The 13676-nt window shown below is 74.7% G+C and carries 11 protein-coding genes; 10 read left to right on the top strand and 1 reads right to left on the bottom strand.

Annotation, left to right across the window (positions count from 1 at the left end):
- Positions 1 to 7 precede the first annotated feature (7 nt).
- Genes kynU through ACIA8R_RS20765 form a run of 3 tightly spaced genes read left to right on the top strand, consistent with a single transcriptional unit; the run spans position 8 to position 3284 of the window.
- Positions 8 to 1273 (top strand): kynureninase, encoded by a 1266-nt coding sequence (gene kynU, locus ACIA8R_RS20775; RefSeq protein WP_397039811.1) that lies wholly within the window; start codon positions 8 to 10, stop codon positions 1271 to 1273.
- The gene (locus ACIA8R_RS20770; protein ID WP_397039809.1) at positions 1270 to 2595 is read left to right on the top strand and encodes an FAD-dependent oxidoreductase; all 1326 of its coding nucleotides are present in this window, start codon (positions 1270 to 1272) and stop codon (positions 2593 to 2595) included. Before kynU ends, ACIA8R_RS20770 begins: the two co-directional genes overlap by 4 nt.
- A 2-nt stretch (positions 2596 to 2597) precedes the next feature.
- The gene (locus tag ACIA8R_RS20765; protein WP_397039807.1) at positions 2598 to 3284 is read left to right on the top strand and encodes an alpha/beta hydrolase family protein; all 687 of its coding nucleotides are present in this window, start codon (positions 2598 to 2600) and stop codon (positions 3282 to 3284) included.
- 30 nt (positions 3285 to 3314) lie between these two features.
- On the opposite strand, the gene ACIA8R_RS20760 is transcribed toward ACIA8R_RS20765, so the two are convergent.
- A complete protein-coding gene (locus tag ACIA8R_RS20760) occupies positions 3315 to 4634 on the bottom strand; it encodes a M14 family zinc carboxypeptidase (protein WP_397039806.1) in 1320 nt (439 codons plus the stop codon).
- Positions 4635 to 4703: 69 nt separating this feature from the next.
- Between ACIA8R_RS20760 and ACIA8R_RS20755 the strand changes: the two genes are divergently transcribed.
- The 7 genes from ACIA8R_RS20755 to ACIA8R_RS20725 all read left to right on the top strand — a co-directional run bounded on the left by ACIA8R_RS20755 (position 4704) and on the right by ACIA8R_RS20725 (position 13666).
- Positions 4704 to 5315, top strand: coding sequence for a TetR/AcrR family transcriptional regulator (locus tag ACIA8R_RS20755; protein WP_397039804.1), 612 nt, complete (start codon positions 4704 to 4706; stop codon positions 5313 to 5315).
- A gap of 64 nt (positions 5316 to 5379) precedes the next feature.
- On the top strand, positions 5380 to 6813 hold the full coding sequence (locus ACIA8R_RS20750; protein WP_364098248.1) for an MFS transporter: 1434 nt from the start codon (positions 5380 to 5382) through the stop codon (positions 6811 to 6813).
- A 97-nt stretch (positions 6814 to 6910) separates the two neighbouring features.
- On the top strand, positions 6911 to 8479 hold the full coding sequence (locus ACIA8R_RS20745) for a serine hydrolase domain-containing protein (RefSeq protein ID WP_397039803.1): 1569 nt from the start codon (positions 6911 to 6913) through the stop codon (positions 8477 to 8479).
- 121 nt (positions 8480 to 8600) lie between these two features.
- Positions 8601 to 10160, top strand: coding sequence for an ABC transporter substrate-binding protein (locus ACIA8R_RS20740; protein WP_364098242.1), 1560 nt, complete (start codon positions 8601 to 8603; stop codon positions 10158 to 10160).
- Entirely contained in the window at positions 10160 to 11107 is a 948-nt protein-coding gene (locus tag ACIA8R_RS20735) for an ABC transporter permease (protein ID WP_364098239.1), read from the top strand. The genes ACIA8R_RS20740 and ACIA8R_RS20735 overlap by 1 nt, the downstream gene beginning before the upstream one ends.
- Positions 11104 to 11961 carry an ABC transporter permease gene (locus tag ACIA8R_RS20730; protein ID WP_364098236.1) on the top strand — a complete coding sequence of 286 codons (858 nt, stop codon included), beginning with the start codon at positions 11104 to 11106 and terminating at the stop codon, positions 11959 to 11961. Before ACIA8R_RS20735 ends, ACIA8R_RS20730 begins: the two co-directional genes overlap by 4 nt.
- Positions 11954 to 13666: an oligopeptide/dipeptide ABC transporter ATP-binding protein gene (locus ACIA8R_RS20725; RefSeq protein WP_397039802.1), complete on the top strand. Its 1713-nt coding sequence runs from the start codon at positions 11954 to 11956 to the stop codon at positions 13664 to 13666. Before ACIA8R_RS20730 ends, ACIA8R_RS20725 begins: the two co-directional genes overlap by 8 nt.
- The last annotated feature ends 10 nt before the right edge of the window (positions 13667 to 13676 follow it).

Below are 13676 nucleotides of genomic sequence, written 5' to 3'. Positions count from 1 at the left end.
ACCCCACGTGACCGACGACCGGAAGCCCGCCGAGCAGGACGCGCTCCGGCGCGACCGCGACGACCCGGGCCACCGCGACCTCTTCCTCATCCCGCCCGCCACCGGCGGCGGCCACCCCGAGTGCGCCTACTTCGCCGGCAACTCCCTGGGCCTCCAGCCCCGGGCGACCGCGGCGGAACTGGCCGAGGACCTCGACGCATGGGCCCGGCTCGGCGTGGAGGGACATCTGGAGGGGGCCCGCCCCTGGCTGCCCTACCACGAGCGGCTCACCGGACCGGCGGCCCGGCTGGTCGGCGCGCTGCCCGAGGAGACCGTGGTGATGAACTCGCTGACGGTCAACCTGCACCTGCTGATGGTCTCGTTCTACCGGCCGCGCGGCGCGCGGACCCGGATCGTCATCGAGGACACCGCGTTCCCCTCCGACAGCTACGCCGTGCGCAGCCAGGCCCGCCTGCACGGCCTCGACCCGGACGAGACGGTGGTCCGGCTGGGCGGCGGCCAGGACGTGCTCGACTTCCTGGCCCGCGAGGGCGACACGGTCGCGCTGGTCCTGCTGGGCGGCGTCAACTACCTGACCGGCGAGCTCCTGGACATCCCGGCGATCACGGCGGCCGGGCGGGCGAGCGGCGCGGCGGTCGGCTGGGACCTCGCGCACGCCGCCGGGAACGTCCCGCTTGAGCTGCACGCGTGGGGGCCGGACTTCGCCGCCTGGTGCTCCTACAAGTACCTCAACTCCGGGCCCGGGGCGCTCGGCGGCGTGTTCGTCCACCAGCGGCACCTGGGCGACCCGGCGCTGCCGAGGCTGGAGGGCTGGTGGAGCACCGAACAGGCGACCCGGTTCGAGATGGCGCCGGTCTCCCGTCCGCCGGCCAGCGCCGACGCCTGGCAGATCTCCAACCCGCCGATCCACGCGATGGGCCCGGTACGCACCTCGCTCGGCCTGTTCGACCGGATCGGGATGACCGCCCTGCGGGCCCGCAGCGTACGGCTCACCGGATACCTGGAGAGCCTGCTCGACCGGATCACCCCCACCAGGCCGATCACGGTGATCACGCCGCGCGACCCCGGCCGCCGGGGCTGCCAGCTCTCCCTGCGGGTCGGGCGCGGCGGCGCCGCCGAGCTGACCCGGCGGCTGCGCCACGAGCACGGGGTGATCGCCGACGCCCGCGAGCCGGACGTCGTCCGCCTCGCGCCGACGCCTCTGTACTCCACCTATCACGACTGCTGGCGGGCCGCCGTGGCGCTGGCCGAGTGCGTCGAGGAGGACCGATGAACGTCACCGTGATCGGGGCGGGCCTCACCGGCTGCCTGCTGGCCTGCTACCTGGCCCGCCGCGGCCTGGACGTGACCGTCCACGAACGGCGGCCCGACCCGCGCGCCGGCAACGCGCCGCGCGGCCGGTCGATCAACCTGGCCATCTCCGAACGCGGCCTGGACGCGCTGCGCCGGATCGGCCTGGAGGAGAAGATCATGGCCGACGCGCTCCCGATGCGCGGCCGGATGATCCACCCCGTGCGCGGGCCGCTCGACTTCCAGCCGTACAGCCATGACGGGGTGCGCTCGATCAACTCCATCGGCCGCGGCGCGCTCAACAACACGCTGCTGGACGCCGCCGAGTCCGCGCCGGGCGTGAAGATCTTCTTCGGGCACCGGCTGACCGGCCTCGACCCGGCGACCGGCGCCATGGCCTTCGAGACCGCCGACGGCCCGGTACACGCGAAGGCCGACGTCGTGCTCGGGGCCGACGGCGCGAACTCGGCCGTACGGGGACAGTTGCTGGCCCACCGGGGCATCCACGAGAGCCTGGACTTCCTCGGCCACGGCTACAAGGAGCTGACGATCCCGTCCGCGGACGGCGAGTTCGCCCTCGACCCCGGCGCCCTGCACATCTGGCCGCGCGGCACCTCGATGATGATCGCGCTGCCCAACCCCGACCGCTCCTTCACCTGCACGATGTTCTGGCCGACCGGCGGCACGTCGAGCTTCGCCTCCCTGAGCAGCCCGGCGGCGATCGAACGCCACTTCCACGACCACTACCCGGACGTGCCCCCCCTCGCGCCCGGTCTGGTACGGGAGTACCTGGACAATCCGGTCGGCCTGCTCGGCACCGTCCGGTGCGCGCCGTGGCAGGCGGACGGCAGGGTCGGCCTCATCGGCGACGCGGCGCACGCCATCGTGCCCTTCTACGGCCAGGGCGCCAACTGCGGCTTCGAGGACGTGACCGTGCTGGACCGGTGCCTGACCGACACCGACGGCGACTGGGCCCGCGCGCTGCCGCTGTTCGAGCGGCGGCGCAGGGACGACACCGACGCGATCGCCGAGATGGCGCTGGCCAACTTCGTCGAGATGCGCGACAAGGTCGCCTCCCCGGTCCACCGGCTGACCAAGAGCGTCGAGCACCGGCTCGAACGCGCGCTGCCCGGCCGTTACGTGTCGCGGTATGAGCTGGTGTCCTTCTCCACGGTGCCGTACACGCAGGTCAGGCGGCGGGTGCGGCGGCAGCACCTGGCGCTGGCCGGAGCCGGGGCCGCGCTGCTGGCGGCGGGCGCGGCCGGGGTCGCCCGGCTGTGGTCCCGCCGGCCGGCCGGGAGGTGACGGTGGAGAACCGCGCCGTCCTGACCCGCCCGGCCCCCGGTCCCGTCCGCGCCCTGCGGTACGGGCCGGACGCCGACCAGGTGATCGACCTCTGGCCGGACGAGGGGCCCGTGGTGGCGCTGGTCCACGGCGGGTTCTGGCGTCCGGAGTACGACCGGACGCACCTGCGGCCGATGGCCAACGCGCTGCACCGGGCGGGGTACAGCGTGGCCGCCGTCGAGTACCGCCGCAGGCCGGGCGATCCGGCGGCGACGGTCGCGGACCTGCGGGCCGCGGTCGGGCTCCTTCAGCCGTCGGTCGTCGTCGGGCACTCGGCCGGCGGTCACCTCGCCCTGTGCGCCGCGCCGGCCGGGGCGGCCGTCCTCGCCCTGGCCCCCGTCGCCGACCTGCGGCTCGCGGCGCGGCTGGGGCTCGACGGCGGCGCGGTGACCGACTTCCTCGGCGGGCCGCCGGACGACCATCCCGGCCTGGACCCCGTCCGGCTCCCGGCCCCGGCGGGCCCGCTGGTGATCGTGCACGGCACGGCGGACGAGCGCGTCCCCGTCGAGCTCTCGGAGTCGTACGCGGCGGCCCATCCGGCGGCGTCGCTGGTGCGCGTCCCGGGGGCGGGCCACTTCGTGCTCATCGACCCGGAGAGCCGCACCTGGCCGCTGGTCGAGCGGGCGCTGACCGCCCTCCTGCCCGTCTGACCGGCGGCGCCCCGGCCGGGGCGCCGGGGCTCAGGCCGGGTCCGCCCGCCTGGCGGCGTCCGCCCCGAGCAGCGCCGCGCCGAGCTGCACGGCGACCAGCGAGCGGAGCGGGATCGGCGTGCCCATCGCCTCGGACTCGGCCTCCTCGAACCACTCGTCGAACCGCGCGCCGAGCCGGGCGCGCTCGGCCCGGATGACGGGCGTCAGGTTGCCCGCGGCCAGCTCGGCGTCCAGCATCCGCAGGTAGGTGCCGCAGTACCGCAGCCGCATGGTGTGCACGAGCTGCCGGCCGCCGACCGCCTCGGCCACCGTGGCCGGGCGGTCGGTGCCGGGCAGGTCCTCCCACTCGCTGATGAACTCGTCGTGGGCGCCGACGAAGTCCTCCAGCGCCCGGCGGAAGGGGGACCGCACGGTCAGGTCGCCCTTGGCGCGGGCGAGCGAGGCGGCCAGCTCGCCGATCAGCTCGCGCTGCCCGGCCAGGGAGTCGCGGATCGTCTCGTGGTACTTCTGGCCGGTCGGGGTCTGGTCGGCGACGCGGGGGTCGGCCCAGTAGGGCAGCTCGGCGATCAGGTGCAGGGCGCCGAAGCGCTCGGCGTAGTCGACGCTGCCGCCGCCGATGCCGTACGTGGCGGCGATGTCGGCGCCGCGCGGCGTCAGGTAGGCCGCCGGCGCGATCTGGACGGCGCCCGGCAGCTCCGGCGGGCCCATGTGCAGCGGCAGGCCCTCGGCCATGGCGATGGCGGTCAGGCGGGCGGCGAGCGCGGGGTCGTTCCGGCTGAGGTAGTAGAACGCGCCCTGGAGCTCCCCGTTGTGCAGGGAGTAGACGAAGGCGGGCCGGACCTCGTCCATCAGCCGCATCAGCGCCTCGGTCTCCGGCAGGGTGCGGTCGAAGAAGTAGTCCTCGCCGGTGAGCGGGAAGGTCCATTCGACCTGGTCGGCCTCGGCGGGGCGGTAGAAGTGCTCGGCGTAGGCCCGGCGGTCGCTCGGGCGGGCGTACCAGCCCTCGTTGAGCCGGGCGCCGTCGGGATCGGCGCACGGGATCAGATGCCAGCGGTAGCCGAAGTCCTCGCGCAGCGCGGCGTCCTCGACGAGCAGGCGCAGCAGCGCGCTGACGGTGAGCGCGCCGATGGGCTCGTTGGGATGGGGACCGCCGATGATCACGGCGTCATGGGGGCCGGCGCCGATGGTCGCCACCCGCAGCGGCTCGCCCAGGCGGGACGTGCCGATGCGGCGCAGGCGCACCAGGTCGGGGTGGGCGGCGGCGAGGTCGTCGAGCTCGGCGTGCATCTGGTCCACCGTCGGGAACGCGGTGAAGCCGGGCACGCGGCTCATCTGGGGGGCGACGTCCATCTACGAGCCTCCTGATAATCTGGATTATTCTAGTAAATCAGATTATCGTTACGGCATGCAGGAGACGCCATGCGGCTGACCAGAGCGGAGAGCAAGGCCGCCAACAGGCGCGCGCTGATCGAGGCCGCGCGCGAGATCGTCGGCAGGGACGGCTCGAAGGCGAAGCTGGAGGACATCGCCGAGCTGGCCGGCCTGACCACGGGCGCGGTCTACTCGCTGTTCGGCGGCAAGAACGGGCTGATGGCCGCCATGGTCGACGACTACGTCGGCCCGCTCGACCTGCGCGCGACCGAGGCCGGCGGGCAGAGCACCCGCCTGGACGAGGTCGTGGCCGAGATTGCCCGCCGCTTCCTGCGCATGTCGGCCGACCCGCAGGCCGCAGGCGGGCTGCTGTTCGAGACCCGCGTGCTCGACCTCGTGCTCAACGACCCCGAGCTGCGCGGCAGGCTCAACACCTCGATCAGCTCGACCGAGGTCGACCTCGCCGCGCTGTTCACCGGCCGCGAGCACGACGGCGCCGCCGTCACGGGCGGGCAGGCGCTGCGCCTGGCCCGCGCGCTGAAGGCCCTGCTGGCCGGGCTCGGCCAGGGCGTCGTGCTCGGCGCCCACGAGGGCGACGAGGAGTTCTTCGTCCAGACCGCCCAGGCGCTGATCACGCCGAAGGTGCTCGGCCCGGCCTAGATCACGGCCGGGGTTCGGGGGGGACCACACGGCCGCACGTCACCCCACCCCGAAAGGCAGAACCATGTCCAGATCCGGCTTCGGCGTCATCGGCGCTCCGGTGTTGTTCATCGGCGTCCTCCAGACCATGGAGATGACGCTCTCGCCCGCGCTCCCGCTCGTCCAGCAGGACCTGGCGGCCTCCCCCGGGGCGCTCGCGTGGATCTTCACCGGCTCGCTGATCAGCTCGGCGATCAGCACTCCCGTCGTCGGCCGCCTGGCCGACATGTACGACAAACGGCGGGTGCTGCTCGCGCTGATGGCGATCAGCGGCGCCGGGGTCCTGCTCGCCGCCCTGGCACCGAACATCACCGTGCTGATCGCGGGCATGGCGGTCGAGGGCATCTGGCTGGGCGTGCTGCCCCTGACCGTGGGGCTGTTCCGCGACACCCTCACCCCCGAGCGCGCCGCCACCGGCAACGGCCTGGTCATCGGCATCGCCGCGCTGGCCAGCGCCCTCGGCCTCATCCTGGCCGGGCCGATCAGCTCGGCTCTCGGCTACCGGTGGCTGTTCCTGCTCGCCGTGATCGGCGTGGCGGCGGCCTTCGTCCTGGCCTGGTACACGGTTCCGGCCACCCCGCGCGCGGCCGGCGGTCGCGTCGACTGGACGGGCGGGCTGCTGCTCGGCGGCGGCGTGGCCCTGCTCATGCTGGGCCTGACCGCCGCCTCCGCCTGGGGCTGGACGGCCCCGGCCACCCTCGCCCTGTTCGCCGCCGCCGCCCTGACGCTGGGCTCGTGGGCGGTCGTCGAGCTGCGCGTCGCCGACCCGCTCGTGGATCTGCGGCTGCTGGCCGGACGCACCCCGGCCGGGGTGACGGCCATGGGGGTCGTGTTCGGCTTCGCCTCCTTCGGCCTCGTCGTCGCGCTGCCGATGATGCTGGCCGCGCCCGCCGGGACCGGGTACGGCCTGGGCGCCGACACCCTGTGGATCGGGATCTACATGTTCCCCATGGGGATCGCGGGCACCGTGGTCGCGCCGCTGGTCGGGCCGATGACCAGGCTGCTCGGACGGCGTGCCGTGCTGGTGCTCGGCAGCGCGCTCGTCTGCGCCGGGACCGGCGGGCTGGCCCTGTGGCACTCCTCCCCGTGGCAGGTCATGGCCGGGGTGACGGTCATGGGGCTGGGCGGTTCCATCGGCCTGACCGCCGGGCTCAACGCGGTGGCCTCCGACGTGCCCGGCGACCGCTCGGCCGGGGTCAGCGGCGTGGTCTTCGTCGCCAAGAGCATCGGCGGCACGTTCGGCGCGCAGCTCGGCGCCATGGTGCTGGCCTCCGGCGCGGTCGCGGGGGTGCCCACCGAGCAGAGCTTCGTCGACACATACCTGCTGTCGGCGGCGCTCGGCCTGCTGGCCGTCGCCGCCGCCTTCGTGATCCCCGCCGCCGGGCGGCGGGCACGAGCCGGGGACGCCGCTCCCGCCCCGGCGGCGAAGTCGGCCGTGCGGCCCGGTGAGAGCGCGTGACCGCCAGGACGGCCCTGTGCGGCAGACCAACCACGCGGCCCCCAGGTTTGCCGCTCCGGACAAGTGTTTCGAACCAGGACATCCAGATACTTGAACGATGGATTTTGAGCAGGTAGAACGCGCGCTCGACGCCCTTCCCGGCCTCCGCCCCGACGGGCCGGGGCTGGCGGTCGGGGTCTACGCCGACGGCAAGGTGCTGCACACCTCGGCCAGGGGCGTGGCGACCGTCGAGTTCGGCGTCCCGATCGACTCCCGCACCCGCTTCGACATCGCCTCCATCAGCAAGCAGTTCACCGCCGCGTGCCTGCTTCTGCTGGCACGCGACGGCAGGCTGAGCCTGGCGGACGACGTCCGCGAGCACGTCCCCGAGCTGCGGCTCGGCGTGCCCGTCACGCTCGACCAGTGCCTGCGGCACACCGGCGGCCTGCCCGAGTGGTACGGCCTGCAGGCCGTCACCGGCGTCCCGTTCACCCTGATGGACGAGGAACGCCTGATGAAGATCGTGGCGGGCGTGCGCCGGACCTCGTTCGAGCCCGGCACCCGCTTCTCCTACTCCAACACCGGCTACGTCCTGGCCGCCGTCGTAATCCGGCGGCTCACCGGCCGGTCGCTGGCCGACTTCGCCCGCGAGCGGCTGTTCGGCCCGCTCGGCATGGACGACACCGTCTTCCGCGACGACGCCTCCGTCCCGCTGCCGCGGATGGCCTACGGCTACGACGGCGCCGGCGCGCGGGCCGACACGCAGGAGAGCGCGGTCGGCGACGGCGGCCTGGTGACCGGTGTCGCCGACCTCGCCCCCTGGTTCGGTTTCCTGGCCGACGGCCGGGTGCTGGGCGCCGACGTGCGCGCCGCGCTGCTGGAGCGGACCGTGCTCGCCGACGGCGCCGTCCTGCGGTACGCCCGCGGCATCTGCCACCTGGCCGTCGGCGAGGCGGCCGGGTACGGCCACGCCGGCGGCATGCACGGCTACGTCGGCAACCTGCTCCACCTGCCGGAGCCCGGCCTCGGCGTGGCCGTGCTGACCAACCACAGCGGCCTGGACCCCGTCGGCCTCAGCCTCCGCCTGGCCCGCGCCCTCACCGGCCAGGACCCGGCCCCCCGTCCGGCCCCCGCCCGCCGGGCCGACGCCGAGGCGGCGCGGCCCGCCCTGCTCGGCCACTGGCACGACCCGGAGACCGACGCCACCCTCACCCTCGAACCCGCCGACGGCGACGACGGCGGCGGCGGAATCTCCCTGACCGGCGCCACCGACTTCGAGCTCGCCCTCGACGAAGACGGCCGCTGGTACGCGCAGGTGCCGGCCGGCCGGATCTGGCTCGTGCCGGAGGACGGGCGGCTGCTGCTCGGCCACGACGGGTCGATCCGGTGGCCGCACGTGTACGAGCCGTGCGACCCGCCGGGGGAGGGGCCCGTCCCGCATGGCGCCTGGCTCAACGACGAGACGGGCGTGCTCGCCGTCATCGACGAGGGCACGCTGCGCGTCGGCCTGACCTTCCAGGCCCCCGTCGCCCCCGCACCCGCCGGGACGTGGCGGGCCGGCCCGTTCACCCTGCGCCTCGACGGGGACGGCGACCTGCTGCTCAGCGGCTTCGGCCTGCTCGGCCTGCGCTTCGCCGCCCAGCCCGAGGGCACCGCGCCCGTCGGCGTCCCCCCTGGTCTGGTCTAGGGCCGTGTTGGCCTGCAGCACGAGCCGGGGCGCGCAGAGTTTGGCTGCCGGGTCAGTGAACGAGGGAGGCCGGGCTTCTAGCGTCCGACTATTCCCCCCGCTCACTCCCCGAGGTGGTTCCATGACATCCGCAACCGCACTCGCCAGGCTCGCGACGGGCGCTCTGCTCGTGCTGGTGACCGGCTGCGCCGGAGCCGCGAGCTCCGGCGCGGCCCCCGACACGCTCCGCTGGGCGATGGGGCTCGCCCCCAACAGCCTCGACATCGCCCACGGCTTCAACGACGCCTCCACCACCGTGCAGTTCGCCGTCCTCGACACGATGGTGACCCTCGGCCCGGACGGCAGGGTCATCCCGAGCATCGCCGCCTCCTGGACCCATCCCGACCCGCGCACGTACGTCTTCACCCTGCGCGAGGGCCCGAGGTTCAGCGACGGCACGCCGGTCACCGCCGAGGACGCCGCCTACTCGCTGACCCGCCACCTCGACCCCGCCGTGACCTCCCAGGCCGCCAGCTACGTCACGCAGGTCAAGAAGGCCGAGGTCACCGGCCCGCGCATGGTGAAGGTCACCCTCGGCAAGCCCAGCCCCGCCTTCCTGGCCACCGCCGCGCTGGCCTGGCAGATCGTGCCGAAGAAGCTGGCCGCCGCGCACCCGAAGGACCTCGGCTCGCCCGAGGTCGGCACCCTCGGCTCCGGCCCCTTCAAGGTCACCAAGTTCTCGCTCACCTCGGGGGTGACGCTGGAACGCAACGAGCTGTACTGGGGGCCGAAGCCGGCGCTGCGCAGGATCGAGGTCAAGGCGATCGGCGACCCCGAGACGTTGCGCCTGGCCGTCTCCTCCGGCGAGGTGGACGGCACCAACGACATCCAGGTCAGCGAGACGCGCAAGTGGAGCGCCCTGTCCGGCGTCACGACCGCCTTCTACCCGGCCAACAACATCGCCTACCTGTCCCTCGGCGTCCGCGAGGGCCCGCTCAAGGACGTGCACGTACGCCGCGCCATCGCCCACGCCCTCGACCGGGAGGCGCTGGCCACGCTCATGACCAGCGGCCACGGCGGCATCGCCGACCTGATGCTGCCCAAGCCGCAGATCGCCGCCCTGTACGGCGGCAAGCCGCCCAAACTGCCCGCCCACCCCTACGACGTGAACGCCGCCAAGGCCGAGCTGGCCAAGTCGGCCCACCCCGGGGGCTTCACCCTGGCCGCGCCGTACGACAGCGGCAGCGACGACGTCAAGGCGCTCCAGGCCATCGCCGCCGACCTGGCGGTGATCGGCATCAAGCTCGACCTCCAGCCGCTGCCCACCGAGCAGTACCGGCAGCGCATGTTCAGCCACCAGGACACCCCGCTACAGCTCGTCGACCTGCTCTACGGCACCCCCGACCCGGGTGAGGTGCTGCCCGACCTGGTCAGCCGCGCCTCGGCCGGGCCCCAGGGCTTCAACTTCAGCGGCTACGGCTCGCCCGAGACCGACGCCCGGCTCGACGACCTCGGCACGCACGAGGGCGCCGACCGTGCCGCCGCCGTCACCGAGGTGCTGGCCGAGATCGCCGACCAGGTGCCGTACGTGCCGCTCTACACCAAGGAGGCCGCCGTCGCGCTGCGCAAGCGGTTCACCGGCCAGTTCGGCACCTGGACCATGAACGTCTTCAGCACCATCCGCCCGGGGGCCGGTGCCTGATGGCCTTCGTCGCCCGCCGCCTGGCCGCCGCGCTGCTCCTGCTCGGCGTGCTGTCCGTGCTCACCTACGCGCTGCTGGCGCTCGCCCCCGGGGACCCGGAGCAGGTCCTGCTCGGGCCGCGGCCCTCCACCGCCGAGTCGCGCGCCGCCGTCCGCGCGCAGTACCACCTCGACGACCCGCTGCCCGTCCGCTACGCCACCTGGCTCGGCGACGCCGTGCGCGGCGACTTCGGCGCCTCCCTCTACAGCCGCGAACCGGTCGCCGGCGTCATCGCCGACCGCCTGCCGGTCACCGCCGGCCTGGCCGCCTACGCGATCGTGCTCACGCTGGCCGTCGGCCTGCCCGCCGGGCTGGCCGCCGCCATGCGCAGGGGCGGCCCGCTCGACCGGGGCATCACGCTCTCCGCGCTGGTCGGCCTCGCGATCCCGCCGTTCGCCATGAGCATCCTGCTGCTGTACGGCTTCGCCGTCACCCTCGGCTGGTTCCCCGTCTTCGGCGCGGGCGAGACGTTCGCCGAGCGGGTCGCGCACCTGACGCTGCCCGCGATCGCGCTGGCCACCGGGCAGGCGGCGGTCGTCATCAGACAGATGCGGGCGGCCGCGCTCGACCTGGCCGGGCAGGACTACATGACCTTCGCCCGGGCGCGCGGCGTCGGCCGGGCCCGCTACTGGATCGGGTACGCGCTGCGCAACACCGCGCTGCCCGTCCTCACGGTCGGCGGCCTGCTGCTGGCCGCCAACCTCACCGGCGCGCTGTTCGTCGAACGGGCCTTCGGGCTGCACGGCGTCGGCGAGCTGCTCGTCAGCGCCGTCGGGCAGAAGGACCTGCCCGTCGTCCAGGCGCTCGTCCTGATGGGAGGCGCCGTGGTGGTCGCCGTCAACCTGCTGATCGACCTGGCCTACCTCGCGGTGGACCCGCGGGTGCGCCACGGGGCGGTGGCCGCGTGAGCGTCGTGCCGGGGACCGTGCGCCTCGGCGGACGGGCGCGCCGGCTGCGCCGGACCGGGCCGGGGCCGCTGACGCTGCTGTCGGGCGGGATCCTGGCCCTCATGGCGGCAGCCGCCCTGTTCGGAACGTGGATCGCCCCCTACGACCCGGCCGCGCAGGACCTCGCGCTCGGCGCGACGATGCCCGGCTGGGCCCACTGGGCGGGCACCGACGAGCTGGGCCGGGACGTGTTGTCGCGCTGCCTGGCCGGAGCCCGCTCGGCGCTGCTGTGGCCGGTCGTCGTCGCGCTGGGCACCTGCGCGATGAGCACCTCGCTCGGGCTGCTGGCCGGCTACCGCCGCGGCTGGATCGACGCCGTCATGATGCGCGTGGTGGACCTGCTCATCGCGATGCCGGGGCTGCTCATGCTGATCGTCCTGGTGGGCGTGCTCGGCGGCGGCATCGGCTGGGCGGTGCTGGCGATGGCGGTGCTGTTCACGCCCGGCGACATCCGGGTGGTGCGCAGCCTCACCATGGCCCAGCGCGAGCTGGCCTACGCCGAGGCGGCCCGCACGCTCGGGCTCAGCCGCACCCGGATCATGTTCAGGCACCTGCTGCCCAACATCGCGCCCACGGTCGTGGCGGGCGCGCTGCTCAGCTTCGTCGCCGCGCTGGTCGCGCTCTCCGGTCTGTCCTTCCTGGGCATCGGCCTGCCCGCCGGCACGCCCGACTGGGGGCTGATGATCGAGGAGAACCGCGGCCTGCTCGACCTCAACCCGTGGGCCGCGGTGGTGCCCGCCGCGCTGGTCACCGTCGCCGCCACCGCCGCCACCCTGCTGGGCGACCAGCTCTTCGAGAGGCTCTCCGATGCTTGAGACACGCGGCCTGCGGGTCGTCGGCGACCGGGTGCTCGTGGACGGCGTGGACCTGACGGTCGCCGCGGGCGAGACCGTCGGGCTGGTCGGCGAGTCCGGCAGCGGCAAGTCCCTGACCGCCCGCGCCCTCGTCGGCCTGCTCCCGCGCGGCCTGCGCGCCGAGGGGTCGGTCGAGGTCGGCGGCGCCCAGCTCGTCGGCGCGTCCGAGCGGCTGCTGCGCGGCGTGCGCGGACGGCGGATCTCGCTGCTCATGCAGGACCCCTTCGCCATGCTCAACCCGCTGCGCACGGCCGGCGCGCACATCGCCGAGACCCTGCGCGGCCGGACGTCCCGGCAGGAGATCGCGCGCAGGCTGGCCGAGGTCGGCATCGACGACCCCGCCGTGGCCGGGCGTTACCCCTTCCAGCTCTCGGGCGGCATGCGGCAGCGCGTCGCCCTGGCCGCCGCGCTGGCCGGCGACCCCGAACTGCTCGTCGCCGACGAGCCCACCACCGCGCTGGACGCCACCACCCAGCACGAGATCCTGGCGCTGCTGCGCCGTGTGCAGGAGGCGCGGGGCATGGGCGTGCTGCTCATCACCCACGACCTGCGCGTGGCGTTCGCCGTCTGCGACCGGGTCGCCGTGATGTACGCCGGGCGCGTCGTCGAGCAGGGGCCGGGCCCGGAGCTGGCCGCGGCGCCCGCGCACCCGTACACCTCGGGGCTGCTGGGCGCGCTGCCTTCGGCCGAGCTCACGCTGGAACGCCTGGTGGGCATCCCGGGCGCCGTGCCGCGGGCGGACGCGGTGGCCGGCGTCTGCGCGTTCGCCACCCGTTGCGACCGGGTCGCGGACGCCTGCACCGCGGCCAGGCCGCCGTTGCGCCCGATCGGCCGTGACCGGCTGACCGCCTGCGTCCACGACACCGCCGGGGCCGCCCGCCCGCCGCTGCGCGAGGCCGCGCTCCCCGCCGTCCCGGCCGGCGGCGAACCGCTGCTGCACGTCGAGGGCCTGCGCAAACGGTACGGCGCCCACACCGCCCTGGGCGGCGTCAGCCTGCACGTGAACCCCGGCGAGACCGTCGGCCTGGTGGGGGAGTCGGGCTCGGGGAAGACCACGCTGGCCCGCTCGGTGCTCGGCCTGCTGACCCCCGACGGCGGCCGGATCCGGCTGGCCGGACTCGACGTCACCGACCGCGCCGCCCTGGACCCGCGCGAGCGCGCCCGGGTGCACCGGCTCGTCCAGTGCGTCTTCCAGGACCCCTCCACCTCGCTCAACCCCGCCATGACCGTCGGCGCGACGCTGGCCGAGGCGATCGCCAGGGCCGCGCCCGCCGACCGGATCGGCGTGGGCGAGCTGCTGGAGCTGGTCGGCCTGCCCGCCGCGTACGCCGCCCGCCGCCCCAAGGCGCTGTCCGGCGGCGAACGCCAGCGCGTCGCCGTCGCCCGTGCCCTGGCCGTCCGGCCCGCGCTGCTGATCTGCGACGAACCGGTCGCCTCCCTGGACGTGTCGGTCCAGGCGCACGTGCTCGAACTGCTGCGCGGCATCGGCCGGGAGCTCGGCACCGGGATGTTGTTCATCACCCACGACCTGGCGGTCGTCCGCCAGGTCGCCGCCAGGACCGTGGTGCTGCTGAAGGGCGTGGTCGTGGAGGAGGGGACCACCTCGGCCGTCCTGGACGCCCCCGCCCACGACTACACCAGGCGCCTGGTGGCGGCCGTCCCCTGACATGACCGAC

It is taken from the genome of Nonomuraea sp. NPDC051191 (assembly GCF_044455665.1).
Lineage (GTDB): Bacteria > Actinomycetota > Actinomycetes > Streptosporangiales > Streptosporangiaceae > Nonomuraea.
The sequence above is the reverse complement of the archived record's forward strand: the minus strand, read 5'-3'. Positions and strand labels throughout refer to the sequence as shown.

Coding starts and splice junctions, on each gene's coding strand:
- ACIA8R_RS20770 (WP_397039809.1), top strand. CDS start 1,270: ATGAACGTCACCGTGATCGGGGCGGGCCTCACCGGCTGCCTGCTGGCC.
- ACIA8R_RS20760 (WP_397039806.1), bottom strand. CDS start 4,634: ATGGACGTCGCCCCCCAGATGAGCCGCGTGCCCGGCTTCACCGCGTTC.
- ACIA8R_RS20755 (WP_397039804.1), top strand. CDS start 4,704: ATGCGGCTGACCAGAGCGGAGAGCAAGGCCGCCAACAGGCGCGCGCTG.
- ACIA8R_RS20750 (WP_364098248.1), top strand. CDS start 5,380: ATGTCCAGATCCGGCTTCGGCGTCATCGGCGCTCCGGTGTTGTTCATC.
- ACIA8R_RS20745 (WP_397039803.1), top strand. CDS start 6,911: ATGGATTTTGAGCAGGTAGAACGCGCGCTCGACGCCCTTCCCGGCCTC.
- ACIA8R_RS20740 (WP_364098242.1), top strand. CDS start 8,601: ATGACATCCGCAACCGCACTCGCCAGGCTCGCGACGGGCGCTCTGCTC.
- ACIA8R_RS20735 (WP_364098239.1), top strand. CDS start 10,160: ATGGCCTTCGTCGCCCGCCGCCTGGCCGCCGCGCTGCTCCTGCTCGGC.
- ACIA8R_RS20725 (WP_397039802.1), top strand. CDS start 11,954: ATGCTTGAGACACGCGGCCTGCGGGTCGTCGGCGACCGGGTGCTCGTG.